General features: G+C 75.2%; 25 protein-coding genes. 8 read left to right on the plus strand and 17 right to left on the minus strand.

Annotation, left to right across the window (positions count from 1 at the left end):
- Window positions 1–4 precede the first annotated feature (4 nt).
- The 6 genes from HT134_RS46720 to HT134_RS04475 all read right to left on the minus strand — a co-directional run bounded on the left by HT134_RS46720 (window position 5) and on the right by HT134_RS04475 (window position 5,256).
- Complete coding sequence (locus HT134_RS46720) at window positions 5–130, minus strand: hypothetical protein (RefSeq protein ID WP_281387369.1); 126 nt, start codon at window positions 128–130, stop codon at window positions 5–7.
- An 87-nt stretch (window positions 131–217) separates the two neighbouring features.
- Entirely contained in the window at window positions 218–991 is a 774-nt protein-coding gene (locus tag HT134_RS04455) for an ABC transporter ATP-binding protein (RefSeq protein ID WP_175598937.1), read from the minus strand.
- Window positions 981–2,084 carry a FecCD family ABC transporter permease gene (locus HT134_RS04460; RefSeq protein ID WP_217707174.1) on the minus strand — a complete coding sequence of 368 codons (1,104 nt, stop codon included), beginning with the start codon at window positions 2,082–2,084 and terminating at the stop codon, window positions 981–983. The genes HT134_RS04455 and HT134_RS04460 overlap by 11 nt, the downstream gene beginning before the upstream one ends.
- Complete coding sequence (locus tag HT134_RS04465; RefSeq protein ID WP_175598938.1) at window positions 2,077–3,162, minus strand: ABC transporter substrate-binding protein; 1,086 nt, start codon at window positions 3,160–3,162, stop codon at window positions 2,077–2,079. Before HT134_RS04465 ends, HT134_RS04460 begins: the two co-directional genes overlap by 8 nt.
- A gap of 255 nt (window positions 3,163–3,417) precedes the next feature.
- Window positions 3,418–4,017 (minus strand): hypothetical protein, encoded by a 600-nt coding sequence (locus HT134_RS04470; protein ID WP_175598939.1) that lies wholly within the window; start codon window positions 4,015–4,017, stop codon window positions 3,418–3,420.
- A gap of 93 nt (window positions 4,018–4,110) precedes the next feature.
- Window positions 4,111–5,256, minus strand: coding sequence for an epoxide hydrolase family protein (locus HT134_RS04475; RefSeq protein WP_175598940.1), 1,146 nt, complete (start codon window positions 5,254–5,256; stop codon window positions 4,111–4,113).
- 63 nt (window positions 5,257–5,319) lie between these two features.
- On the opposite strand from HT134_RS04475, the gene HT134_RS04480 reads away from it, so the two are divergent.
- Window positions 5,320–6,306 (plus strand): helix-turn-helix transcriptional regulator, encoded by a 987-nt coding sequence (locus HT134_RS04480; RefSeq protein WP_175598941.1) that lies wholly within the window; start codon window positions 5,320–5,322, stop codon window positions 6,304–6,306.
- A 40-nt stretch (window positions 6,307–6,346) separates the two neighbouring features.
- Here HT134_RS04480 and HT134_RS04485 read toward each other — a convergent pair whose 3' ends face one another.
- From HT134_RS04485 to HT134_RS04500, 4 genes are all read right to left on the minus strand, one after another.
- Window positions 6,347–7,294 carry a hypothetical protein gene (locus HT134_RS04485; RefSeq protein WP_175598942.1) on the minus strand — a complete coding sequence of 316 codons (948 nt, stop codon included), beginning with the start codon at window positions 7,292–7,294 and terminating at the stop codon, window positions 6,347–6,349.
- Entirely contained in the window at window positions 7,291–9,714 is a 2,424-nt protein-coding gene (locus HT134_RS04490) for an AAA family ATPase (protein ID WP_175598943.1), read from the minus strand. Before HT134_RS04490 ends, HT134_RS04485 begins: the two co-directional genes overlap by 4 nt.
- The gene (locus HT134_RS04495; protein WP_175598944.1) at window positions 9,714–10,853 is read right to left on the minus strand and encodes an exonuclease SbcCD subunit D; all 1,140 of its coding nucleotides are present in this window, start codon (window positions 10,851–10,853) and stop codon (window positions 9,714–9,716) included. Before HT134_RS04495 ends, HT134_RS04490 begins: the two co-directional genes overlap by 1 nt.
- A 67-nt stretch (window positions 10,854–10,920) precedes the next feature.
- Window positions 10,921–12,678 carry an ATP-binding protein gene (locus HT134_RS04500; protein WP_175598945.1) on the minus strand — a complete coding sequence of 586 codons (1,758 nt, stop codon included), beginning with the start codon at window positions 12,676–12,678 and terminating at the stop codon, window positions 10,921–10,923.
- A gap of 236 nt (window positions 12,679–12,914) precedes the next feature.
- On the opposite strand from HT134_RS04500, the gene HT134_RS04505 reads away from it, so the two are divergent.
- Entirely contained in the window at window positions 12,915–13,634 is a 720-nt protein-coding gene (locus HT134_RS04505) for a VOC family protein (RefSeq protein WP_175598946.1), read from the plus strand.
- On the opposite strand, the gene HT134_RS04510 is transcribed toward HT134_RS04505, so the two are convergent.
- The 3 genes from HT134_RS04510 to HT134_RS04520 all read right to left on the minus strand — a co-directional run bounded on the left by HT134_RS04510 (window position 13,631) and on the right by HT134_RS04520 (window position 16,130).
- Window positions 13,631–13,849 carry an FAD-dependent monooxygenase gene (locus HT134_RS04510; RefSeq protein ID WP_175598947.1) on the minus strand — a complete coding sequence of 73 codons (219 nt, stop codon included), beginning with the start codon at window positions 13,847–13,849 and terminating at the stop codon, window positions 13,631–13,633. The two genes, HT134_RS04505 and HT134_RS04510, sit on opposite strands and share 4 nt — an antisense overlap.
- A gap of 131 nt (window positions 13,850–13,980) precedes the next feature.
- Window positions 13,981–14,595: a histidine phosphatase family protein gene (locus HT134_RS04515; protein WP_175598948.1), complete on the minus strand. Its 615-nt coding sequence runs from the start codon at window positions 14,593–14,595 to the stop codon at window positions 13,981–13,983.
- A 167-nt stretch (window positions 14,596–14,762) separates the two neighbouring features.
- On the minus strand, window positions 14,763–16,130 hold the full coding sequence (locus HT134_RS04520) for a PEP/pyruvate-binding domain-containing protein (RefSeq protein ID WP_175598949.1): 1,368 nt from the start codon (window positions 16,128–16,130) through the stop codon (window positions 14,763–14,765).
- A gap of 59 nt (window positions 16,131–16,189) precedes the next feature.
- Here HT134_RS04520 and HT134_RS04525 point away from each other — a divergent pair, with 59 nt between their 5' ends.
- Window positions 16,190–16,585, plus strand: a complete 396-nt coding sequence (locus tag HT134_RS04525; protein WP_175598950.1) for a DNA-binding protein — start codon at window positions 16,190–16,192, stop codon at window positions 16,583–16,585.
- Entirely contained in the window at window positions 16,582–17,217 is a 636-nt protein-coding gene (locus HT134_RS04530; protein WP_175598951.1) for a transcriptional regulator, read from the plus strand. Before HT134_RS04525 ends, HT134_RS04530 begins: the two co-directional genes overlap by 4 nt.
- Before the next feature lie 64 nt (window positions 17,218–17,281).
- On the opposite strand, the gene HT134_RS04535 is transcribed toward HT134_RS04530, so the two are convergent.
- Window positions 17,282–17,944: a response regulator gene (locus HT134_RS04535; protein ID WP_175598952.1), complete on the minus strand. Its 663-nt coding sequence runs from the start codon at window positions 17,942–17,944 to the stop codon at window positions 17,282–17,284.
- Complete coding sequence (locus HT134_RS04540; protein WP_175598953.1) at window positions 17,941–19,068, minus strand: sensor histidine kinase; 1,128 nt, start codon at window positions 19,066–19,068, stop codon at window positions 17,941–17,943. Before HT134_RS04540 ends, HT134_RS04535 begins: the two co-directional genes overlap by 4 nt.
- A 232-nt stretch (window positions 19,069–19,300) precedes the next feature.
- Here HT134_RS04540 and HT134_RS04545 point away from each other — a divergent pair, with 232 nt between their 5' ends.
- Window positions 19,301–19,753, plus strand: coding sequence for a DUF6223 family protein (locus HT134_RS04545; RefSeq protein WP_175598954.1), 453 nt, complete (start codon window positions 19,301–19,303; stop codon window positions 19,751–19,753).
- 63 nt (window positions 19,754–19,816) lie between these two features.
- Here the strand turns inward: HT134_RS04545 and HT134_RS04550 are convergent, their stop codons facing one another.
- Window positions 19,817–20,176, minus strand: a complete 360-nt coding sequence (locus HT134_RS04550) for an ArsR/SmtB family transcription factor (protein ID WP_175598955.1) — start codon at window positions 20,174–20,176, stop codon at window positions 19,817–19,819.
- A 136-nt stretch (window positions 20,177–20,312) separates the two neighbouring features.
- Here HT134_RS04550 and HT134_RS04555 point away from each other — a divergent pair, with 136 nt between their 5' ends.
- Window positions 20,313–21,281, plus strand: coding sequence for a cation diffusion facilitator family transporter (locus HT134_RS04555; protein ID WP_312887968.1), 969 nt, complete (start codon window positions 20,313–20,315; stop codon window positions 21,279–21,281).
- On the opposite strand, the gene HT134_RS04560 is transcribed toward HT134_RS04555, so the two are convergent.
- Entirely contained in the window at window positions 21,181–22,521 is a 1,341-nt protein-coding gene (locus HT134_RS04560) for an MFS transporter (protein WP_217707175.1), read from the minus strand. The genes HT134_RS04555 and HT134_RS04560 overlap by 101 nt on opposite strands.
- A 76-nt stretch (window positions 22,522–22,597) precedes the next feature.
- Here HT134_RS04560 and HT134_RS04565 point away from each other — a divergent pair, with 76 nt between their 5' ends.
- Window positions 22,598–23,200: a CGNR zinc finger domain-containing protein gene (locus HT134_RS04565; RefSeq protein ID WP_175598957.1), complete on the plus strand. Its 603-nt coding sequence runs from the start codon at window positions 22,598–22,600 to the stop codon at window positions 23,198–23,200.
- Window positions 23,201–23,413: 213 nt separating this feature from the next.
- Complete coding sequence (locus HT134_RS04570; RefSeq protein ID WP_175598958.1) at window positions 23,414–23,752, plus strand: hypothetical protein; 339 nt, start codon at window positions 23,414–23,416, stop codon at window positions 23,750–23,752.
- Window positions 23,753–23,796 lie beyond the last annotated feature (44 nt).

Raw genomic sequence — 23,796 nt, forward strand, 5'->3', positions numbered from 1 at the left:
CGCGTCACTCGCCGCGCGGGGAGAGGAATTCCGGCTGCCAGGCCCGCTCGTGCGGGGCGTCGGTCGTCACGCTGGGCGCGCTCTTGTCGGCCAGCGTGAACTGCGGGATCTCCACGTTCTGGGTCGGCATGCGTCGTTCTCCGTTCGCTCGGATCGCTTGGCGGATCCGAATCTACGGAGCGGCGGTGTGGCGGCGGTGTGGCCGCGGTGCCGCCGCTCACGTCCCGATGACCGAGGCCACGGCGATGTGCGGGCGGCCGGTGATCGGGTGCGGGCCGACGTGGGCGCGGACCCCGAAGACCTCCTCGATGAAGGCCGGGGTCAGCACCTCCAGGGGCGGCCCGTGCCCGGCGACCCTGCCGTCGCGCAGGACGACGACCCGGTCGGCGTAGGCGGCGGCCTGGTCGAGGTCGTGCAGCGCGGCCAGCAGGGTCAGGCCGAGGGAGCGGATGAGGTCCAGCAGGAGGAGCTGCGATCCCACGTCCAGGTGGTTGGTGGGTTCGTCCAGCACCAGGAGCGGGGCCTCCTGCGCCAGCGCGCGGGCCAGCAGCACGCGTTGCCGCTCGCCGCCCGACAGGGCGGTCAGCAGGCGGTCGGCCGTCCCCTCCATGCCGACCCGCCGCAGAGCGGTGAGGACCACCGCCCGGTCGGTGTCGTTGTCCCGTTCGAGCGGCCGTTTGCGGCTGTGGCGGCCGGTCGCGACGACCTCCGCGACCGACAGCCCCTCGGCGACCTGGCTGTGCTGCGGGAGCACGGCGCGGTGGCGGGCGGCCTGGCGGGGCCGCATCCGCCACAGGTCCTGCCCGTCGAGCCGGACCACGCCGCCGGACGGCCGCAGCGACCGGTAGACGGTTCGCAGCAGCGTGGACTTGCCGCTGCCGTTCGGGCCGACCAGCGCGACGAACTCGCCCGGACCGGCGGTGAGGTCGACCCCGTCCACGATGGGCCGGGCGTCGATGTGGGCGCTGACGCCCGTGAGGTCAAGCCGCATCGGAGCCTCCACGCGCCCGGCGGCGCAGCAGCCACAGGAAGAACGGCACGCCGAGCCCCGTGGTGAAGATCCCCACCGGCAGCTCGTCGGGCCGGTCGGCGACCCGCGCCGCCAGGTCCACCAGCACCAGGAACAGCGCCCCCGTCAGCAGCGACACGGGCAGCACCCGGCGGTGGTCGGCGCCGACCACGAACCGGACCATGTGCGGGACCATCAACCCGATGAAACCGATGCCGCCGACGACGCTCACCACCGTGGACGTCAGCAGCGACCCGGCCACCAGCAGCCCGATCCGCAGGGTCGCCACCGGCACCCCGATGGCGATGGCCGCCTCCTCGCCGGCCAGCAGCGCGTTGAGGGAGCGGGCCTGCAGCCACAGCCAGGCCAGGCACGAGCCGACGAGCAGCGCGGGCACGCCGAGGTCGGTCCAGGACGCGCCGGCGACGCTGCCCATGAGCCAGAACATCATGCCCTGCAGCTCGGTCGGGTTGAGCTGGAGCTGCACGAACGTGGTGGCCGCCGTGCACAGGTAGCCGATGGCGACCCCGGTCAGCACCAGCCACGAGTCCAGCAGCCGTCCCGAACGCTGGGCCAGGACGTACACCAGCAGCGCCGACAGCATGGCGGCGGCGAAGGCGGCGCCGGTGACGCCGAGCGCGCCGGTCAGCCCGGCCAGGGCGGTGCCGCCCAGCGCGGGCACCAGCACCGCCCCGAGCGAGGCCGCCGAGGACACGCCCAGCACGTACGGGTCGGCCAGCGGGTTGCGCACCAGGGCCTGCAACGCGACCCCGGCCACCGACAGGCCGGCCCCGGCGAGCGCCGCCAGCAGCGCCCGGGGGGTGCGGATGTCCCAGACGACCTGGCTGAGCAGCGGGTCCGCCTGCGCGCCCCGCCCGCTCAGGTGGGCCAGGACGACCCCCCAGACCTGGCCGAGGGGCAGGGTGACGGAGCCGGCGGAGATGCCGGCGACCAGCGCCGTGACCAGCCCGGCGGCCAGGGCCGCCAGCAGCAGGCCGGTCGCGGGGCCGGAGACGGGGTGCGGGCGCCGCGGCGGGGCGGCTCGGACCTGGACGCGGGTCAGCGTGTCAGTCACCGGGGTGCACCACCTTGGAGATCTTCTCCACGGCCCAGGCGTTGAGCGGGCCGAGGTACACGCCGTCGGAGACCGCCGTGTACGTCCTGGACCTCGACGCGGCCCAGTGCGGGTAGGCGGCGAACAGCTTGGCCGCCTCCCGCTCGGCGTCCTCCTCGGGGGTGAACAGCCCCACCACGAGCACGTCGACCTGGGCGGTGGCGAGCTGCTCCTTGTTGAGGGTGCGGGTCATGTCGGCGGTCTGGCCGGCGAACGCGTTGACGCCGCCGGCGGCCCTGATGACGTCGTCGTAGATGCCGCCGGTCATGACGGCGGGCAGCCCGTTGGCGTTCATCATGGCCATGCCGGGATAGGCGACGAGCACCTTCCTGGCGGGCCGGTCGGCCACCCGGGCCCGTACGGCCTGGACGCGGGCGCGCAGCTCGCCGATCAGGCCCAGCGCGCGCTCCTGCACGTCGAACACCCGCCCGAGCAGGCCGATGAACTCCAGCGAGGAGTTGATCGACTGGTTGCGGTAGGCGCGCCGCTCCTCCGGGGTCGCCTCCGGCTTGCCCATCGCGCAGTTGACCGGGTTGACGAGGGAGGTGATGCCCGCCGCGGCGAGCTGCTCGCGGGTGGCGAAGCCCTTCTTGGCGTCGAACCCGCCGGACCAGGTGGACACCACCAGATCCGGCTTGAGCTTGAGCACCTGCTCGGCGGGGACGTCGAAGTTCTTGTTCATGGTCAGGCCGCCGGTCGGCAGCGCCCTGATCCTGGCGACCATCGACGGGTCGTCGGAGACGCCGTAGCTCTGGGCGTTGGCCAGGACGCTCTTGTCCAGGCCGAGCAGGATGAAGCTCTCCACCTCTCCCACGCTGGTCCCGTTGAGGATCAGCACCCGCCGGGGCGGCCGGTGGAAGGTGACCTTCGTCCCGCAGTTGTCGAAGGTCAGGGGGTAGCTCGTCCGGCCGCCGGAGGCGGCGCTCTGCGCCGCGCCGGCGGAGGACGCCTCGGGGGCGGCGCCGCAGCCGGCGGCGGCCAGGACCGCGAGCGCGCTCAGCGCGGCGGCCACGAGGCGAGGCGAACGGGTAGGTCTCATCGGTTCTCGTGCTCTCCACGGTTCGGAGGTACGCGTCGCGGCGCCGGCCACGGAGGTGACCGGCGCGGCGACGCCCGGCTTGTCGTGGGAGGGGACCGCGGCGAGCAGCGATGAGACAGGCGGTCAGCGCATGCCGAGAAAGGCGATCAGCGCATGCCGAGGGAGACGGCCGGTTCCCGGGCGTGCGGCGATGGCGCCGCGCCCCGGAGGCACGTCTGGGAGGGGCCGGAGGGCCGGCCCGTGGTCACCCGGTCGTCACGCGACCGCCGCGGGTCCCGTCCGGCGGCCGGGCGGTCCGCGCCGGACGAGCGCGTGCCTGAGGAACAGCCGGACGCGGGCGGTCTCGTCCTCGCGCGCGTACGCGACGGGCTCCGGCCGCGGGTGCGCCCATCCGGCCGCCAGGAGCAGCAGGGCCAGCAGGGGGCGCAGCACCCAGCCGGCCAGCTGCCGGACCAGGGCGCACAGGCCCGCCTCCGCCCACCGCAGCCAGGCGGAGGTCACCAGCACGCCGAGCGCGTGCATGACCAGCATCCCGGTGCTCATGGACATCGGCTGCGGCTGGTGGTGCAGGTGCGCCATGTCCGGCAGGGCGGGCATCGGGTGCTCGGCGGCACCCTGGCCGAGCAGGGCGTGCAGGACGACCTGCGACAGGGCGGTCGCGGGCACGATCTCGCCCAGCACCCGCTCCCGGCCCGTCAACGCCAGCGCGGGGACCATGAGCAGCAGCACGCCGCCCAGCGCCGCCTTCGGGTCGAAGGAGCCGCCACCGGCGAGGTGCCCGAGCGTGGCGAGGACGGCGCACGTGGCGGCGAAGCCGGCCGCGCGCACCCACCTCATCACCGAGAACGGACCCATCGCGGACAGATCCTTTCACACCGCCCCCGAGCCCTCCGGGACGCCCCGGCACCGTCAGGGTCCCGTCGTGACCGGCCGCCCGCGAGCCCGTGGTCAGCGGACCTTGCGGAAGAAGGCCCGGACATCGCCGACCAGCAGGTCGGGGGCCTCCATGGCGGCGAAGTGGCCGCCCCGGTCGAACTCCGACCAGTGGATCACGTTGTGCTCGCGCTCGGCCACCCGCCGGACCCCGCCGTCGCCGGGGAAGACCGCGACCCCGTGCGGCACCTCGGAGCGCTCGACCGGCTTGCCCCACTGCGCCGAGCCCTCCTTGTAGAGCCGGGCGGACGAGGCGGCGGTGCGGGTCAGCCAGTAGATCGACACGTCGGTGAGCAGCTGGTCCCGGTCGACCGCGTCCTCGGGCAGGTCGTGGGCCGGGTCGGTCCACTCCTTGAACTTCTCCGCGATCCACGCGAGCTGGGCGGCGGGCGAGTCGTGCAGGCCGAAGGCGACGGTCTGCGGCCGGGTGGCCTGGATCACCGCGTAGCCGGAGCGGTCGTGGTCGGCGTAGACGCGCAGGCGGGCCCGCTCGGCCTCGCTGAGGCCCTCCGTCTCGGCCGGGTCGAAGGCCGGGAAGCCGAGCGCGCCGTTGACGTGCACGCCCGCCACCCGGTCGGGGGCGACGCGGCCGAGTTCGGGCGAGATGACCGAGCCGCTGTCGCCGCCCTGGGCGCCGTAGCGCTCGTAGCCGAGGCGGCTCATCAGCTCCGCCCACGCGCGGGCGACCCGGCCCAGGTCCCAGCCGGCCTCGCGGGTGGGGCCGGAGAAGCCGAAGCCGGGGATGGACGGGGCGACGACGTGGAAGGCGTCGGCGGGGTCGCCGCCGTGGGCGCGGGGGTCGGTGAGCGGGCCGATGACCTTCATGAACTCGGCGATCGAGCCGGGCCAGCCGTGGGTGAGGATCAGCGGCAGCGCGTCCGGCTCGGGCGAGCGCACGTGCAGGAAGTGGATGTCCTGGCCGTCGATCTCGGTGGTGAACTGCGGGTAGGCGTTGAGCGCCGCCTCGTGCTCCCGCCAGTCGTATCCGGTGCGCCAGTACTCCGCCAGCCGCCGCACGTACGAGACGGGGATGCCGTACGACCAGCCGACGCCGGGCAGCTCGTCGGGCCAGCGGGTGCGGGCCAGCCGGTCGCGCAGGTCGTCGAGCTCGGACTGCGGGATGTCGATGCGGAACGGCCGGATCTGCGGGGTGAACGTCATGGGAGACACGCTAGGGACCGGCTAGGACAGGGCCGGTCCTAGCGGTAGGGCAGTCTGGAGGATGTGTTGGAGACATCGGCCCGGCTGCTCAGGCTCCTCTCGCTCCTGCAGACCCACCGGCAGTGGTCCGGCGCGGAACTGGCGGAACGGCTCGGCGTGACCACGCGGACCGTCCGCCGTGACGTCGGCCGGCTGCGCGAGCTCGGCTATCCCGTGCACGCCACCGCGGGCGCGCCCGGCTACCGGCTCGGCGCCGGCACGGACCTGCCGCCGCTCCTGCTGGACGACGACGAGGCGGTCGCGGTCGCGGTGGGGCTGCGGACGGCGGCCGGCGGCTCGGTGACGGGCATCGAGGAGACGTCCGTACGGGCGCTGGCCAAGCTGGAGCGGGTGCTGCCGTCACGGCTCAGGCGTCGCGTGCACGCGCTGCGGTCGATGACCGTGCCGATGGGCGGGGCGGGTTCGGCGGTGGACCCGGCGTGCCTGACCGCGATCGCCTCCGCCTGCCGCGACCACGAGACCCTGCGCTTCGACTACCGCACGCACGAGGGGCGGGAGGGTCCGCGCGCCGCCGAGCCGTACCGGCTGGTCCATTCGGGGCGGCACTGGTACCTGCTGGGCTGGGACACCGGCCGGGCCGGCTGGCGCACCTACCGGGTCGACCGCCTGAGCCTGCGGACGCCGAACGGCCCCCGCTTCGTGCCCCGCGACCCTCCCGACCCCGACGTGGCGGCCTACCTGTCCCGGTCGATCTCCAGCGCGCCCTACCGGTACCGGGGCCGCTTCACCATGCACGCCCCGGCCGAGGTCGTCGCCCGGCGCATGCCGGCCACCGTCGCCGCGATCGAGCCGATCGACGCGCGGTCCTGCACGCTGACCAGCGGCGCGAACGACCTCGACGAGCTCGCCGTCTGGGTGGCGCTGATGGACGTCGACTTCGACGTGCACGAGCCGCCCGAGCTGGCCGGCCGCCTCCTCGTCCTCTCCGCCCGCCTGGCCGCCGCCGCCCGGTCGCTCGGCGGCCCGGACGGCCCGCCCGAGGAGCCGTGAACGGCTCGGGCGGCCCGCGCGAGCGGTGGGCGGCGGGCCCTCATCCGGCGGCGGCGGCCGTGCGGAGCGCGCGGTAGAGCAGGCGGGCGTCGCCCAGGTGGTGGCGCAGCAGCTTCTCCAGTCCCCCGATCGGGACGAGGTTCTGCGGGGCGCGCGGGTCCTTGTAGTCCACGCCGGCCAGCGGAGGCAGGGCCAGGGTGACCTCGTCGGCGAGCCGTACCGCCTGGGCCGGGTCCAGGTCCGCGCTGGCCTCGCAGCGCGCCACACCCGCCCACGGCGCGGGCGACTGGACGGGGAGCCGCACGTACCAGGAGTGCCGCCGCCAGCTCGTGCCCATGAGGAACACCGGCGTGCGCTGGCCGGGCGTGAGCGCGGCCACCACGGCCGACTGCGGCGGCGGCAGATAGGCGGTGTGGTGGGTCTTGATGTAGCCGACGGTGCGCGGCAGATGCGTGCGGCCCCGCAGCGGCCCGTCCACCAGCAGCAGGTCGTCGCCCCGCGCGCGGTGCCGCACCGCCAGGTCCACCTCCAGCTGGGTGACCTGCCGCTGCAGCGCCAGCGACAGCTCCTCGAAGCTCGCGTCGGCGGCCTTGGTCGGCTGGTAGACGGCGTGGGTGGTCTTCACCTCGGGCGCGTGCGGCGAGGCGGAGATCAGCGACCGGTTGACCTCGATCGCCGCCAGGTCGGCGCCGTCCGGCCCGCAACGGACGATCCCGGCCGCATAGGAGGCGGCGATGCCGGGCACGGGCATGGGCGTGTCCGGGTCGTGCACCCAGACGCGGGCGTCGATCCTGCGCACGCCGTCGGCGACGAGCAGCGTCTCGGGGGCGGACGCGTCCGCGCCGGGCGTGACGGGTTTCCAGTCGGCGGCCGGCCGCTCGACGTCGAGGACCAGCTCGGCGCTGGTGGCGCCCATCTCGGAGAGGTTCTCGACAGCCAGGGCGGCGGCGTAGCCGGGATCCCACGGGTCGACGGTGAAGCCTGTCATGCGATCCCGGCCTTCCGGACGTGGGAGCCCTTCCCGTCGCGCCTGACCTCGAAGCGCACGGGCACCCGCTCGGCCAGCGCGGGCACGTGGGTGACGACGCCGATCATGCGTTCCTGGCCGGCGGCGAGGCGTTCGAGGGTCGTGGCGACCGTGTCGAGGGTGGCCGGGTCGAGCGTGCCGAAGCCCTCGTCGAGGAAGATCGAGTCCAGCCGCCTGGCGACCGCGCCGGACAGCGCCAGCGCCAGGGCGAGCGCGGCCTGGAAGGTCTCGCCGCCGGACAGTGTGCGGGCGCTGCGCCGCATGCCGGCCTCGCCGTAGTCGATGACCTCGATGTCGCCGGTCTTGTCGGCGAGCGCCAGCTCGTACTGGCCGTCGGACAGCTCGCGCAGCGTGTCGGAGGCCGAGGCGACGAGCACCTCGAGGGCCTCGGCGCACAGCCAGCGTTCGAAGGCGTTGGCGCGCAGGCGCAGCGCCAGCTCGTGGGCGACCTTGGCCTCGTGCTCCTTCATCGTGATCCGGTTCTCCAGGTCGGCGGCGCGCCGGCGCTCCTCCTTGAGGCGGTCGAGCGCGCTGTCGGCGCGGGCGACGGCCGCGGCGACCTCGGCGCCGAACTGGTCCGGGGAGGCGTCGCGCGGGGCGTGGACGCCGTGCTCGGCCAGGCGCTCGGCCAGCCTGCCGCGGTCGGCGGCCAGCCGGGCGCGGGCCTGGGCCAGCCGCTCCTCACGCTCGGCCAGCGCGGCGCGGGCGGCCTGCGCGGCCCGGTCGCGCCAGGCCAGCAGCTCGCTCCAGGCCCGGTGCAGGTCCTCACGGGCGAGGGGCGGCGGCGGGTCGTCCTGGGCGCCGGCGACGAGCAGCCGGTCGCGGGCGGCCTCCAGCGTGCGCCAGGCCGACTCCGCCTGACGGGCGACCTTGTCGGCCTCGGCGCGGGCCCGGTCCAGCCGGCCCCGGGCGGCGCGTACGGCGTCACGCGCCTGGGCGGCCAGCTCGTCGGCCTTGGCGACGGCGGCGAGCCGCGCTTCGAGCTCGGCCCGGTCGCCGGGGGCGGGCAGCGCGGCCAACTCCGCCTCCAGCCGGGTCGCCTCCGTGGCGTGCATCGACGCCGACGTCTCCGCCTTGGCGCAGGCGGCTCTGGCGCGCTGGGCCCGTTCGCGGGCGCCGGCCAGGGCGCGGTCGGCGGCGCGGATGTCGGCGGGCGGCTCGTGGCGGGGCAGCTCGGCGACCGGGTGACGGCAGACCGGGCACGGCAGCCCCACTTCCAGCCGGTTGACCAGGTGGGCGGCGGCGTGCGCGTCGCGCAGGCGTTCGCGCCGGTCCTCGGCCACGGCGAGCGCCTGTTCGGCCGCGACCTGCTCGCCGGCCGCGGCCTCCAGGGACGCGGCGGCCGACGTGGCGGCGGCGCGGGCCCGCGCGGCGCCGGCCGCGAGGCGTTCGCGGGCGTCCAGCGCGGCCAGCGCCGCCCGGGGAGCGCCGCGGTCGCCCAGCGCGGCCAGCGCCTCGTACGCCTCGTGCTCGTCGGCCTCCAGCCGGGCCACGTCGGCGGTCAGCGTCTCGACGGACTCCGCAGCGGCGCGCCGGGCCGAGGCCAGGGTCGGGACCGCGGCGGGCATGCGCGGCTCGGACAGGACGGCCTGCCGTTCGGCCACGGCCGCCCGCTCCTGCTCGGCGAGGCGGATGTCGGACTCCCGGGCGCGCAGCAGGTCCAGGTCGGCGCCCATGGTGCCGGCCAGCCGTCGCAGCGCCGCCAGCCGCTCGGTCAGCTCCCGCTCGGCCTCGGCCGTCGCCCCGGACAGCTTGGTGAGCTGGTCGCGGGCGAAGGAGGCGTCCTGCTTGGCGCTCTCCTCCTCGCGGGCCGCCCGCTGCCGGATCCGCTCGTAGACGTCGGCGTCGAGCAGCTGCACCAGCAGGTCCTGCCGTTCGCGGGGCGCGGCGTGCAGGAACTCGGCGAAGCGGCCCTGCGGCAGGACCACGCACTGGGTGAAGAAGCGGTACTCCAGCCCGGTCACCCGCTGGGCCTCGGCGGTGACGTTCTCGCCCTCGGCGAGCGGCCTGACCACCGCCTCGAACGCCTCGGGGAGCGGGGCGGCCGGGTCCAGCTCGTCGAGCCTGGCCTCCTTGGTGCGCACCGCGCCCTTGGCGTCGCGCACCATCGCGCGGACCACGCCGTAACGCCGTCCGTCGCTGTCGAACACCATCGCCACCTTGCCGGCCGTGACGGACGGCGCCAGGGCGTGGGCGACGGCGCCCTCCCGGCCCCAGCGCGGCACGGTGCCGTACAGGGCGAAGCAGATCGCGTCGATGATGGTGCTCTTGCCCGCGCCGGTCGGGCCGACGAGCGCGAAGTACTCGGTGTCGGAGAAGTCCACGCTCACCGGCTCGCGGAAGCTGCCGAAGTGGTCCAGGTGCAGCAGAAGGGGGCGCATCAGCCGCTCACCTCGTCGTAGAGCCGGTCGAACAGCGCCGCCACCTGCTCGTCCTCGCGGCCGGTGGCGGCCAGGTAGTCGCGGAACAGCTCGCGCGGGCTGCGGCCGGCCGAGCTGGCCCGCCGCGTCGCGGGCACCGGCCGGAACCGCTCGTCCAGCCGGACGTCCACGGCCCCCGACAGCAGCTCGCGCACGTCGTCGGCCAGGCCCACGCGGGGCTTCTCCTCGACGATGACCTTGAGCCAGTCGTCGCCCGGGTCGATGCCCTCCAGCTCCTCCAGCGTGCCGCGTACCGTCCGCAGCCTGCGGGCCGAGGCGAACGTCAGCTCCCGCACCACGGCGGGCCGCCCCGGCGAGACCTCCACCAGCAGCGCGCCGGGGGTGTTGCCCTCCTCGCCGAAGTCGACGGCGAGGGGCGAGCCGCTGTACCAGATCGGGCAGGGGCCGGGGATCTGCTGGCGGCGGTGCAGGTGGCCGAGGGCGGCGTACTGGGTGGCGGGCGGGAAGGCGGTCGGCTCGAAGTAGTACGAGAAGATCGACTGGGCTTCCCGCTCGCCGCCGCCGAACGCCCCGCCGGGCAGGGTGCCGTGGGTGGTGACCAGGTTGACGGTGTCGTTGTGGAAGCCCGCGGTGAGCGCGCCGATCAGCTCGCCGATGCGGGCGGCGTAGTCGCGGTTGTGCTCGGCGGCCGTCCCGCCGAGGACCTCGGCGGCGCGCACGACGTACCGGTGCGACAGGAACGGCAGCACGCCGAGCCGCACCGGCTCGCCCGATCGCGCGGTGAAGGCCAGCGTGCCGCCCTGGTCGGGACGGCGGAACGAGCCGAGCACGTGCAGGCCGAGCTTGCCGAGCACCGGCCGGTAGACCTCCAGGAGCTGCGGGTTGTCGTGGTTGCCCGCCAGCACCACCACGTCGCGCCCGTCGCCGCGCAGCGCCATGAGCGCGTTGAGCACGAGCGACTGCGCCTCGGGGGTGGGCGCCGAGGTGTCGAAGAGGTCGCCGGCGACGATGACGGCGTCCACGTCGTGGGCGCGGGCGGCGGCGACCAGCTCGCGCAGCACCTCCCGGTGCTCGTCGACGCGAGGACGGCCCTTGAGCACCTTGCCCACGTGCCAGTCCGCGGTGTGCAGGATCTTCACGAAACCACCTGGGGTCAGAGAGGGCGGGTCAGAGAGCGCGGGTCGGAGAGGGAGGGGGCCGGGCCGGTCAGAAGGGCGGGATGTCGTCCTCGACGCCGGGCAGGCCCTGGAACGGGTCGGCGGCGGCCTTCGCCGGCGGGGTCGCGGCCTCGGCGGGCCGCGTCGCCCACGCGGGGAACGGGAAGGCCACGGCCAGCGGCACGGGGATCTCCGGCTGGGCGACGAACATGGTGCCCGGCTTGGCGATCGTGGCGCGTTCCCTGACGGCCGGGGGCAGCCAGCCGTACTCGGAGCGGGCGGACTCGGCCGGGTCCAGGCGGCCCGCGACGCGTACGGCGCTGTTGGAGACGACGCGCCGCTCCACCTCGGAGGCGGTCTGCTGGGCGCCGATGAGGATGACGCCGAGCGAACGGCCGCGCTCGGCCACGTCCAGCAGGATCTCCTTGATCGGCGAGTCGCCCTCGCGCGGGGCGTACTTGTTGAGCTCGTCCAGCACCACGAACAGCAGCGGCCGGGCCGTGCCGGAGGACTCCTTGCGGTGGAACTCGCCGCGCAGCACCACGCCCACCACGAACCGCTGCGCCCGCTCCGGCAGGTTGTGCAGGTCCACGATGGAGACCTGCGCGTCGGAGGTGCGGATCACGTGGTTGCGGTAGAACGGCAGGTCGCCCCGGACGATCGGGGACAGCGGCCGCACGGCGCTGCGCAGCCGGCGCAGGAAGGCGTTGACGGTGCCGAGCGGGGTCTGCGCGCCGGTCCAGTCGATACGGCTGGCCTCGTCCTGCAGCTGGTCGGACAGCATCTCGACGAGGTCGGCGAACGTGCGGCAGGTCGTGCCCCGCACCATGACCGCGCCGCCCTCCCCCACCGGCTCGGCCCACGCCTTCAGCCGGGCCGCGACCTGCCCCACCAGCAGCGCGTACCCGGCCCGCTCGTCGTCGGCGTCGGCGAAGACGAACCGCAGCAGCTCCTCCTCGCAGAACTCGACCAGCGTCCAGAAGAACGAGCTGACCCCGTGGGTGCGGGCCGAGACGTGCGGCACGCCGTTGGGGTCGCCGGGGCGCGGCGGGGCGAAGACGTGGACGCTGCCGAACGGCCGGGCGGGCAGCCCCAGCCGGGCGTAGACGCTCCTGGCCTGCTCGTCGAGCCGGACGTTGTCGTGGTCGAGGAACAGCAGGTCCTCGCCCTTCACGGAGAAGATCAGCGCCTTGGTGTTGGCCGCCTCGCCCTCCAGGACGCCCGAATGGAAGATGGAGTAGAGCAGGAAGGTGGCGAAGGACGTCTTGGTGGCCACGCCGGAGACGCCGGAGATCGACACGTGGGCGCCCCGGGTGCCGTCGAGGAAGTCGAAGTTGACGTACAGCGGCTGGCCGTCGCGGCCCATGCCGAGCGGGATGCGCCGGTCCATCACGTCGAAGTAGAGCGCCTGGTCCCGGTCGCCCGCGCCGGCCAGGAAGACCTTGGAGCCGGGCAGCGGCGGCACGAACACCTCCGGTTCCACCCTCGTCACCCGCACCTCGGCCACCTCCACCACGGCGGCCGGCAGCGCGCCGTCGGCGATCAGGAAGACGTCGGAGTCGTACGCCGCGCCCTCGTGCCTGGCCTCCACGGTCGTCACCACGCCCGCCACCAGCACCGGACCGTGGCCCGGCACCTCCCGCCTGGTCACCACCACGTCGTCGAGCTGGACGACCTTGCCCGGCTCCAGGCCGACCCAGAACGACAGGGGTGAGGCCGCCTGGGTGCCGAGCACCCGTCCGACGGCCTCACCGGCCGCGGGCGTCCCCGTCGACGCCTCGTGGTTGACTGCCCCGTTGACCGTCACTCGTCCCTCCACCCCCACGCATGCCGCTCCAAGGGAGCGTAGTCGGCCCGAGGTGGTGCGTCCGGCTCATTTCGCTCGCCGCCCGCCCGTGAGGCCGGCGCCTCAGGGCGCCGCGGCGCTTCGGGGCGCCCGGAAAATGCGTTGACGACGCCGTCCGGGGGTGGGTTAGCGTTCCTTCCGCCATGCGCCGGGACGGCCCCGCCCGCGCCGGTGACTCAGCGGATAGGAGATCCGGGATGACCTCTCAGCTCGTCGCGCTCTGCTTCGACGCGAACGACCCACACCGTCTGGCGCGTTTCTGGGCCGGGGTCCTCGGCTGGGAGACGGCCGGCGACCCCGGCGACGGCGTCGTGCTCCTGCCGAACGACGACACCGGCTTCCCGATCCGGTTCCTCCCGACCCAGGAGGAGAAGACCGGCCAGAACCAGATCCACTTCGACCTGACCAGCAATCTCCATGACCAGCAGGAGACGGTGGCGCGGGCCCTCGAGCTCGGCGCGCGGCACCTCGACATCGGGCAGGGCCCGGATGCTCCTCATGTGGTGCTCGCCGACCCCGAGGGCAACGAGTTCTGCGTCATCCCTGCGGGCAACAAGTTCCTCGCCGAGTGCGGGTTCATCGGGGCGCTCTCGTGCGACGGCTCGCAGCAGGTCGGGTACTTCTGGAGCGCGGCGCTGGGCTGGCCGCTGGTCTGGGACCAGGACGAGGAGACCGCGATCCGCTCGCCGCACGGCGGCCCGAAGATCACCTGGGGTGGCCCGCCCGTGGCGCCGAAGAAGGGGAGGAACCGGCTGCACTTCGACCTGGCTCCCCCGCTGAACGGCGACCAGCAGGCCGAGGTCGAGCGTCTGGTCTCCCTCGGGGCGACCCGCGTCGGCGACGGCCGGGCCGGGGGCGGCCGGGTGGAGATGCTCGACCCCGACGGCAACGAGTTCTGCGTGCTGAGCCCCCGCTAGCGGGACGGCAGCGCCGGACCCGCCTGGCCCTTGACGACGACGGCGAGCTTCCACGCCAGGTTGTGCGCGTCCGCGACGCCGGCGAAGCCCGGCACGGGCGGCACCAGCGTGACGTCGAGATGGGCGATGCCGGTGGCGCGGCGGACGAGGTCGGCGCAGCGCCGCTCGGTGAGGTCCGCGAGGCTCTCCCCCGGCTGGAGGGGCGTTCCGGGCATCCCGCGGCCCCGAGCTCGTCCGGCACCGCGCCGAGCAGGTCGCCCTCCTCGCCGGGGCGTGGGGCTCGTGGGGCTCCTGGGTTGGGGCTCGATCCCGCCTGGCCGGGGGGCCGGTGGACGCGACGGGCGGCTCACGGCCGGGTGCCCGCGGGGAACCCGGTCCAGCGCAGGTCCGGCGGGAGGTGGCTCATGTCGTTGAACATCACGATCGTGGGCGGCAGACCGTCGCGGTACTCGATGACCGTCAGGGCGGTGTTGCCGCTGTTCAGCCCGAGCCACCGGGACGGCGGCGCGTCCAGCGCGTGCCGCACCAGCCACGCGACGGGGTACGCGTGCGTCACCAGGACCTCGTGCCTGTCGGGCCGGTCGCCCGCCGGGGTCGCGCCGGGGACCTTCGCGAACCGGGCGACCAGCGCCTCGGCCAGCCGGTGGCCCGAGGCCGCCTCGGCGGCGTCGTAGCCGTCGAAGAAGCCGGCCCAGGACGGGGGCGTCTCGGCCGCGCCGGGGACGTAGGGGACGTGGTCGACGAGTTCCGCGGCCTCGGCCACGGGCACGTCCGGCAGGTGCCGGGCGAGTTCGCGCGCGCTGGCCGCGGCGCGTGGCAGCGGGGAGTGCCACACGGCGTCGACCGGTACGCGGGCGAGCCGTTCGCCCAGCAGGCCCGCCTGCCGGCGGCCGATGTCGGTGAGCTCACCGAAGGCGTCGGCCGCGCCGTGGCGTGCGAGGTAGAGGTGTCGGGTGGACATGAGGGGTGAGGGGACGCGGCGCCCACGCGGGCCCGCCTCCCGCCTCCTTCCGGTTTGTGAGTGCCTGGATGTGCGGGTGCCTGGATGTGCGGGTGCCTGGATGTGCGGGTGCCTGGATGTGTGGGTGCTTCACTCCGCGGGCCTGCGCCGCCACGCGCCCGTCGCGGTCACGCGTCCGTCGCCGTCACGGTGCCGGTGGTGCCGTCGAGGGTGATGACGGTGTCGTCGCGGAGCCTGCGCGTCGCGTCCGGGATGCCGAGCACGGCGGGGATGCCGTGTTCGCGGGCCACGATCGCGGCGTGGGAGAGCACGCCTCCGGTCTCGGTGACGACGCCGGCGGCGATGCGCAGCAGCGGCGTCCAGGCGGGGTCGGTGAACGGGCAGACGAGGATGTCGCCAGGGCGTACCCGCGAGAAGTCGCCGGGGCCGCGGACGACCCTCGCGGCGCCGGTCGCGGTCCCGCGGCTGCCCGGCGTCCCGGTGAGCGTGACGGCTGCGCCGTTCGAGGCGGCGGACGGTCCGGCGGGAGCGGCGCCACCACCACCCGAAACCGCAAACGTTCCGGAGCGAGCAGCGCCACCACCACCCGAAGCCGCGGACGTTCCGGTACGAGCACTGGCCGCACCGCCCGAGGCGGCGGGAGGGGGCGGCGGAGGTTCGGCGGTGACCGGCCGCGCCTGGAGCAGCCAGACGCGGCCGTCGGCGATCGCCCACTCGATGTCCTGCGGCCCGCCGAGCACGGCGGCGACGTCCCGGCCCAGGGCGGCGAGCCGCGTGGCGGTCGCGTCGTCGATCGCCGGCCGGCGCCGGGCGGCGGCGGGCACGTCGCGGGTGACGAGCCGCGCGCCGTGCCGGTCGAGGCGGGTCCGCTTGTCGGCGATGGTACGGACGACCGACCCGTCCGCGGCGACGCGGTAGGCGTCAGGGGTGACCGTGCCCCCGACGACGCTCGGACCGAGCCCCCAGGACGCCTCGATCCCGGTCACGCCGTCCGGGTCCGCGGGGGTGAACATGACCCCGGACACCTCGGCGTCCACGTGGCGCTGGACGATGACGGCCATGGCGAGATCGCCGGATCGGCGGCCGTCGTGGCCGGAGGCGTCCCGGTAGCCGATGGCGCGCGGGGAGAACAGCGAGGCCCAGCAGTCCCGGACGGCATCGGCGACCGCGCTGGCTCCGCGTACCGCGAGGAAGCTCTCGTGCTGGCCGGCGGCCGACGCGTGACCGGTGTCCTCGTTCGACGCCGACGACCGAACCGCCACGGGCGGATCTCCGAGCTCGTCGAGCGCGCGTCCCAGCGCGGCGGCGACGGCGGCGTGGACGGGCCGGCCCTCGATCGCCCGCCGGATCGCGCCGGGGTCGTCCGGATCGGCCGCCGGCCGGCCGAGGTCCAGGTCGCGGACCGCCGCGACGTAGGCGGCGAACGTGACGACGAAGCCGTCGGGAACCGGCAGACCCGCCCGGAGCAACGCGCCGAGCGCGCCCGCCTTGCCCCCGCACGCATCGGCGACGGCCCCGCTCAGGGGTACGATCACCCGCCCCACCCTTTCAACAAATTATTGACAATATTTTGTTGATTGTGCATGATGAGGCCATGTCCCGCAAGCAGGAGATCGCCCGCAGCGCGCACCCCGACCACGCCCAGGCCCAACGCGAGCAGGACGCGCGCCGGCGCCTCCAGAGCCTGGGCGCCGACGCGCTCGACCCCCGCCCCTGGCGGCCCGCGCCCGTCCCGCCGTCGGCCGTGGACCTCGTGCAGTTCGCCGTCTGGCGCCACGCCGACCTGGGCCCGGAGGACGTCCTGAACGCGCTGGCGCTGCTGCCCGCCGCCCGCGCCGAGGTCGAGGGACTCGAGTCCGCCCTGCTGTTCATGGCCCGCGGCGCGGGGCTGACCTGGGCGCAGATGGCGGACGCGCTGGGCTTCAACTCCCCACAGGCGTGCCAGCAGCACTACAACCGCCTGGCGGCACGACAGGACTCCGGTTCGTGACCCGGCACTCCCCTCCCGGTCTGCTGGCCCTGCACGCCGTGCGCATCACCGGGTTCGCGGACACCCCGGCGATCGCCGACCGCTACGGGCTCGACGCGGCCGGGACGAAAGAGGCGCTGCACGACGCCGAGGCTCGCGGCTGGGTCCAGTACTCCGCCTTCGCCGGCAGTGGAGGCTGGTCGCTGACGGAATCCGGCCGGGCCGAGAACGAGCGGCAGCTCGCGGCCGAGCTGGCGGGCACCGGCGGCGCCGAGGAGGTCCGGGACGTCTACCGGGAGTTCCTCCCGCTGAACGCCCTGCTGCTACGGGCCTGCACCGACTGGCAGCTCCGGCCCGTCGCCGGCGACCGGCTCGCCGCCAACGACCACTCCGACGCCGCGTGGGACGCCCGGATCCTCGATGAGCTGGCCGGGGTCGGGAGCGCACTGGCGCCGCTCGTGGACCGGCTCGGCGGCGTTCTCACGCGCTTCCGCGGATACGACACGCGGTTCGCCGCGGCCCTGGCGCGCGCCCGGGCCGGTGACGGCGCCTGGGTCGACCGCACCGACGTCGACTCCTGCCATCGGGTGTGGTTCGAGCTCCACGAGGACCTCATCGCGACGCTCGGCATCGACCGGCACGCGCACCCCTGAGGACGGCCGTGCCGTGTGCGAGGTCGTCGCGGCGCGCGGGAGGGAGCCGCGTGCACGCGGCCCGTCAGGAGCGGCGCGGGGCCACCAGGCCGGACTCGTAGGCCAGGACCACGAGCTGGGCCCGGTCACGGGCCCCGAGCTTGGCCATGGCCCGGTTGACATGGGTCTTCGCGGTCATGGTGCTGATCGACATGCGGGCGGCGATCTGGTCGTTGGACAGGCCCTTCGCCACCAGGGCGACGGCCTCGCGCTCGCGGCCGGTCAGCTCCTCCAGCCCGGCGCCGGCGTCCGGGTGCGGCGGCTCCGTGACGTACCGGCTGATCAACCGGCGGGTGATCGACGGCGCGAGCAGCGCGTCGCCCCGCGCGGCGACGCGTACGGCGTGCAGGAAGTCCTCCGGGACGATGTCCTTGACGAGGAACCCGGCCGCGCCGGCGCGCAGGGCGTTGTAGACGTAGCTGTCCAGGCCGTAGTTGGTGAGGATGACGACGTGCACCCCGGACAGGGCCGGATCGGCGGCGATGCGCCGGGTCGCCTCGATGCCGTCGACGACCGGCATCTGGATGTCGACGAGCGCGACGTCGGGCCGGTGCTCCCTGGCCAGGGCCACGCCCTCCGCGCCGTCGGCGGCCTCGGCCACCACCTCGATGTCGTCCTCCAGGTCCAGCAGGACGCGGAACCCGCCGCGGATGAGCGGCTGGTCGTCGACGAGGAGGACCCGGATCACGCCGTGCCGTCCACGGGGAGTTCGGCCTGGACGGTGAACCCGCCCTCCTCGCGCGGCGCCGCCTGCAGGCGGCCGCCGAGCGCCGTGACCCGTTCGCGCATGCCGAGCAGCCCGACGCCGGGAACCGGAGGCGTGTCCGGCGTCGCCGCGCCGTCGTCGTCGATCCGCACCGCGAGGGCGTCGGGACGGTAGTCGATCCGGACCGACGCCGTCGCCGCGGCGGCGTGCCGGGCGATGTTGGTCAGGGACTCCTGGACGATCCGGTACGCGGTCCTGTCGACCGCGGCCGGCACGTCCTGGCGGGGCCCCCTGACCGTCAGCGTCGCGTCGAGGCCGGCCGCCCGAGCCCGTTCCAGCAGTTCGGGGACCTGGTCGAGCCCGCGGGGCGGGGGCGTGTCCTCCTCGCGCAGCGCCTCCAGGGTCGCCCGCAGTTCGCGGGTCGCCTCACGGCCGGCCTCCTGGATCGCCAGCAACGCCTCGGGCACCTGTTCACCTCGCTTGCGGGCCACGTGGACGGCGACCTCCGCCTGCACCTTGATGATCGAGATCTGGTGGGTGAGCGAGTCGTGCAGCTCGCGCGCGATGCGCAGCCGCTCCTCGTCGGCGCGGCGCCGCGCGGTCTCCTCCCGGCTGCGCTCGGCCTCCTCCGCCCGCCGCTCGGCCTGCCGCAGCGCCTCCCCCGCGGCGCCGGCCGCGATCAGCCAGGCCAGTTCCAGGGCGCCGCGCGCCCGCGCGAACACCGCGCCCGCGTCGTGCAGGCCCGCGGCCAGGGCCGCGAGCGGCAGCAGGGCCAGCATGACCACGCTCGCCGCCACCGTGGCGGCGCGGTGTCCGGCCCGCACGGCGGCGTACACCGCGAACAGGTACGCGACGGCGGGCACGTCGAAACCGGCCGCCTGGTAGCCCGCCGCGCACAGCCCGGTGACGGCCAGGACGACGAGCGGGGCCCGGCGGCGCGCGGCCAGCGCCAGGCCGCCGGCCGCCAGCAGCGCGTAGCCGAGCACGTCGGCGTACGCGGCGGAGTGCCGCCCGGACACTCCGGTGAACAGCAGCGTCGCCGCCACGCCGGCGGCGATCGCCCAGTCCACGACACCTGCCCGGACGCCGGGGCGCGCTGTGCTCATGCGCGCACCCTAGCCGGACGCGCTCGCGGGCGACTCCTCCGCACGGATGACCGGCGTCTACCGCGCCCGCGGTAGCTTCGCGGTTCCTGCGGCGTCCACGGTAGGCGGCTGCGGCATCGGCGGCAGCGCGCATCCCCCACGTCCGGCCGACGACGGGCGGTGGGCGCGGCGGACAGGATCGGGCGACACCCCGTCACCGGGGCACCCGTCGCCGGAGGAGAAGGAGCACCTCATGCCCGTCCGTCACCTGCTGTCCGCCGCGGCGGCCGCCCTGCTCGGAGCCGTCTGGGCGGCCACCCCGGCGGCCGCGCAGGCCCTGGTCCAGCCCGATCCCGTCGGCGCCTACACCATGACCTCCGGGCGTCTCTGGTCCTTGGTGGGCATGGCGCTGGGGCTGGCCGGTCTGGTCGTCGGCGGGCTCGCCCTGGCCCGCTCCGCCGGGCGGATCGGCACCGGCCCCGGCCGGAGGGGGTCGATCGCGGCCCTGGCGGCGGGGGCGGCGGGCTCGGTCATCGGCGGGCTGGTCGTGGCCGCCGCCGAGGGCGGTCCCGGCACCGGCTACGGAATCGTGGGCGGCTTCATGGCCATGGGGGTGGGGCTGATCGCCATGGTCCTCGGCGGGCTGGCTCTCGACCGCCTCCGCCGCGGCGGGCACCGGCGCGCCGCCGACGCGCGGCCCAGGTAGCGGCCCGTCGCGACGCTGCCGGGAGCCGGCCGCCGCGTCCCCGGCCGGCCCGTGCGGGGGGGCTCAGTCGTCGTGACGGGGAATGCCGGACACCTCATGATCGGCATGGAAGAGGGCCTCCGCGATGAGCGCCCGCACGTGCGCGTCCCGGGCGCGGTAGAGGACGCGGCGGCCCTGCCTGCGGGTACGTACCAGACCGGCCAGGCGCAGCTTGGCCAGGTGCTGGGAGACGGAGGGCCGGGCCACGCCGATGCTCTCCGCCAGGGAGCCGACGTCGTACTCGGCGCTCGACAGCACCCACATCAGGCGGAGCCGGGTGGCGTCGCTCAGCATGCGGAACGCGTCCACGGCCGCGTCCACCTGCGCGGAAGTGGGTTGCTCCTGCGTCTGACTCGCACCTGAGTCGTTGTCGCGTGCGTACATGACTACATATACTCGCTTGAGAGGTTGCTGACCGCAAGTGAGGAATGCGATGTCACCGTCAGATGAGCACGGGCACGGGCACGGGCATGGACATGGGCACGGCCACGAGCATCGCGCGAGCGGGTTGAAGCGCCTGGTGCATCAGGTCGGACACGCGTTCACGCCGCACAGCCACGACAGCGCCGACAAGAGCGACGAGGCCCTGGAGTCCAGTTCGCGCGGCATGCGCGTGCTGGCCGTCTCCTTCGCCGTGCTCATGGTCACGGCCGCCGCCCAGGGGGTGATCGTGGCGTTCTCCGGCTCGGTCGCGCTGCTGGGCGACACGCTGCACAACCTCGCCGACGCCCTGACCGCCGTCCCGCTCGCGATCGCCTTCTCCCTCGGGCGGCGGGCGGCCACCCGCCGCTTCACCTACGGGTACGGCAGGGCCGAGGACCTCGCCGGGATCGCCATCGTCCTCGTGATCGCCGCCTCGGCCGGCCTGGCCGGCTACGAGGCCGTCAGGCGGCTGATCGAGCCGCAGGAGGTGCGGGCGCTCTGGTGGGTGGCCGCCGCGGGCGTGGTCGGCTTCCTCGGCAACGAGTGGGTGGCCCGCTACCGGATCAGGGTGGGCCGGGAGATCGGCTCGGCGGCGCTGGTCGCGGACGGGCTGCACGCCCGGACCGACGGGTTCACCTCGCTCGCCGTCCTGCTGGGGGCGGGCGGCGCGGCGCTCGGCGTCCCGCTCGCGGACCCGGTCATCGGCCTGCTCATCACCGCCGCCATCTGCTTCGTGCTGCGCGACGCGGGCAGGGAGATCTATCACCGGCTCATGGACGCCGTGGACCCGGGGCTGGTCGACCGGGCCGAGCGGATCCTCGCCGGCACGCGCGGCGTGGAGCGGGTGGGTTCGGTACGGCTGCGCTGGGTGGGCCACGCCCTGCACGCCGAGGTGGAGATCATGGTGAGCCACGAGCTGTCGCTGGTCGAGGCGCACGCCGTCGCCGTCGAGGCGGAGCACCGGCTCATTCACGACCTGCCGCGCCTGCGCGCGGCCACCGTCCACGCCGACCCGGACGGCCCCCACGACGTCGACCACCATGCCCTGCTGACGAGCCACCGCTGACCGGCCCCGCGGGCTCGGCGGCCGACGGGCGCTCGGGCTCCATGGCCGACGGGCCCGCGGACGGGCGCCGCACGAGCAGGGGGCCGATGCCGAGCTGCGCGGCGGCCAGCACCAGGCAGACGCACGCGGCGGCGGCCCACATGCCTCCCGCGCCCACGTGTTCGAGGAGCTGGGTGCCGGCGAGGGGCGCCGCCACGGCGGCGACGCCCCAGCTCGTCCCGTAGACGGCGAGGTAGCGGCCCCGGGCGTCCGGCGCGGCGAGGCCGGCGACGACCGCGTACGCGCGTCCGATCATGAACAGGTCGCCCAGGCTCCACACCACGGTCGCGACCACGAACAGCGGCAGGCCGTGGGCGACCGCGTAGCCGGCCAGCCCCGCCGCGACGAGGACCGACCCCACCGCCAGAGCCACGGGCGCCGGCAGCGCCGCCACGGAACGCACGCGCAGCAGGGGCTGCCCCGCCACGGTGGTGACCGCCGAGACGGTGAACAGCAGCCCGGCGTCCGCGGCCTGGAGGCCGTGCCCCGGCAGGGCGAGCGGCAGGGCGACCATGATGCCCATGAACACGGTCGCGAACAGCGTGCCGCAGGCGAACATCGCCACCAGCGCCGGATCGCTCCAGGGCGTCGTGCGGCCGGAGCTCCCGGCCTCGGCGCGCCGGCGGCCGGCGGGGTCGGCCGGCAGGGCCAGGCGCACGACGGCCGCGCACGCCAGGCACGTCAGCGCGTCGATGACGAACAGCCAGCGCAGGTCCCAGCGCCCCACGGCCGCCGCGATCAGCCCCGCCCCCATGCCGCCGGCCGCCAGGGCCGCGTTGAAGAGGCTGAAGGCCCGGGTCCGGTCGTCCGGGCCGGCGGAGTCGGCGATCAGCGCCTGGCTGGGCGGCTCGTACAGCTCGAAGGCCAGGCCGAGCAGCACGGCGAGCACCGCGACCGCGGCCAGCGATCCGGCGGTCGCGACGGCCAGCTGGACGACGGCGCAGGCGCAGAGGCCGAGCACGATCGTGCGGCGCCGGCCCAGCCGATCCGCGAGCAGGCCGCCGAGGAGCCGCGAGGGGATCGTCGCCAGGCCGAACGCCGAGGAGACGAGCCCGGCCGTGGCGGCGCTCGCCCCGAACTCGGTGGTGATCAGGACCGTCAGGAACGAGAGGGAGAACGCTCCGAGCCGGTTCACGGCGCGCGCCGCGACGAGCAGCCACACGGTACGGGGCAGCCGCCGACCACGGCCCGGGAAACGCATACACTGACCTCCGTGACCGACCAAAGGAATGACGCCGGTCACGAACCTAGGACTCGAAGGAGTGACCAGTCAAGTGATGTTCGATGGTCATGTCGCCACGCTGCTGGAGGCGGCCGTGTCCCTGGTCAACACCCTCACCGACGGCTCCGCCCGCGGGCGGCCCTACACCGCGCCCCGGGCCGGCCTGCTGCCCGCCGCCGTGGACGCGGCCCTGCCCTCGTCCGGGTCCGGCCCCCGTACGGTCACCGTCGAGGAGGCGGAGCACCTCGCCCGGACCGCCGCGAGCATGCGCCAGGTGTTCGAAGCCGTCCACGCGGGGCGGACGGACGAGGCGGCGGCCGTCGTGAACGCCCTGCTGCTGTCCACCGGCGCCCGCCCGCAGCTCGACCAGGCTCCCGGCGAGCCGTGGCAGGTCCACTTCCACGGCCCGGACGACACCCTGGCGGTGGGCTGGAGCGCCGGCTGCGCGGCGGCGCTCGCCCTGGCGATCGGCAGCGACCTCGGCGGCCGGCTGGGCGTCTGCCAGGCCGTCGCCTGCGACCGGGTCTACGTGGACAGCTCCCGGAACGGCGTGCGCCATTTCTGCTCCTCCACCTGCCGGAGCCGCGTCAAGGCCGCCGCCCACCGCGAGCGCCGGCAGGTCCAGGCGGGGCGCCGCACCCCGGCGGACCCGGCCTGAGCGCACCCGCGTCGCGGGGCGTTCCCCGCCTCGCCGCGCGGGCGGATGGACACGGGGAGTCCGGCATGGGCTTCCCGCAGACCCCCGGAGCACCGCCTCCGCCACCGCGCGCCGGACCGCGAACGCACACTCCGGGGCATGTACTGTCCGTAGTTGACTATGCATGCTCCGTGTTCTCCCGGAGGACGGCCGCGCCGGCTGGCGTGGCTCTCCGTGCTGCTCGGAGCCCTGGTGATCGCGCACCTGTGGGCCCACGGCCTGTCCACGGACGAGCACCGGGCGATGCCCGACCCGGCCGGGTGGGCGGCCTGCCTGCACGGCACGGATCACGATCACCACGTCGACCATCCCCACGGCGACGGGTTCGTGCTTCCCGTCCCGGAGCGCGTGCCCTGCGAGCCGGTGGCGCAGCGGACGACGCCGTCGCTGCAGCCCGTCATGCCCGCCGTGCCCGCCGTGCTCCACGAGGGGGGACCGCCCGAGCACCACCCCGGACGCGGCCATCGCGACCGGGCCGCGCGCCGTCACACGCTCGAGGTCTACCGGCCCTGAGGTCGGGCCCGCACCACGTCTGGCCTCGATCCTTGTCGGTAGCG

Source organism: Nonomuraea rhodomycinica, assembly GCF_013363995.1.
GTDB classification, from domain to species: Bacteria; Actinomycetota; Actinomycetes; order Streptosporangiales; family Streptosporangiaceae; genus Nonomuraea; species Nonomuraea rhodomycinica.

Excerpts from the sequence above, each read along its gene's own strand:
- HT134_RS04565 (WP_175598957.1), top strand. The coding sequence starts at position 22,598 with ATGTTCGATGGTCATGTCGCCACGCTGCTGGAGGCGGCCGTGTCCCTG.
- HT134_RS04550 (WP_175598955.1), bottom strand. The coding sequence starts at position 20,176 with ATGTACGCACGCGACAACGACTCAGGTGCGAGTCAGACGCAGGAGCAA.
- HT134_RS04515 (WP_175598948.1), bottom strand. The coding sequence starts at position 14,595 with ATGTCCACCCGACACCTCTACCTCGCACGCCACGGCGCGGCCGACGCC.
- HT134_RS04545 (WP_175598954.1), top strand. The coding sequence starts at position 19,301 with ATGCCCGTCCGTCACCTGCTGTCCGCCGCGGCGGCCGCCCTGCTCGGA.
- HT134_RS04525 (WP_175598950.1), top strand. The coding sequence starts at position 16,190 with ATGTCCCGCAAGCAGGAGATCGCCCGCAGCGCGCACCCCGACCACGCC.
- HT134_RS04470 (WP_175598939.1), bottom strand. The coding sequence starts at position 4,017 with ATGGGTCCGTTCTCGGTGATGAGGTGGGTGCGCGCGGCCGGCTTCGCC.
- HT134_RS04505 (WP_175598946.1), top strand. The coding sequence starts at position 12,915 with ATGACCTCTCAGCTCGTCGCGCTCTGCTTCGACGCGAACGACCCACAC.
- HT134_RS04490 (WP_175598943.1), bottom strand. The coding sequence starts at position 9,714 with ATGCGCCCCCTTCTGCTGCACCTGGACCACTTCGGCAGCTTCCGCGAG.
- HT134_RS04465 (WP_175598938.1), bottom strand. The coding sequence starts at position 3,162 with ATGAGACCTACCCGTTCGCCTCGCCTCGTGGCCGCCGCGCTGAGCGCG.
- HT134_RS04560 (WP_217707175.1), bottom strand. The coding sequence starts at position 22,521 with ATGCGTTTCCCGGGCCGTGGTCGGCGGCTGCCCCGTACCGTGTGGCTG.
- HT134_RS04475 (WP_175598940.1), bottom strand. The coding sequence starts at position 5,256 with ATGACGTTCACCCCGCAGATCCGGCCGTTCCGCATCGACATCCCGCAG.
- HT134_RS04510 (WP_175598947.1), bottom strand. The coding sequence starts at position 13,849 with ATGCCCGGAACGCCCCTCCAGCCGGGGGAGAGCCTCGCGGACCTCACC.
- HT134_RS04485 (WP_175598942.1), bottom strand. The coding sequence starts at position 7,294 with ATGACAGGCTTCACCGTCGACCCGTGGGATCCCGGCTACGCCGCCGCC.
- HT134_RS04540 (WP_175598953.1), bottom strand. The coding sequence starts at position 19,068 with ATGAGCACAGCGCGCCCCGGCGTCCGGGCAGGTGTCGTGGACTGGGCG.
- HT134_RS46720 (WP_281387369.1), bottom strand. The coding sequence starts at position 130 with ATGCCGACCCAGAACGTGGAGATCCCGCAGTTCACGCTGGCCGACAAG.
- HT134_RS04455 (WP_175598937.1), bottom strand. The coding sequence starts at position 991 with ATGCGGCTTGACCTCACGGGCGTCAGCGCCCACATCGACGCCCGGCCC.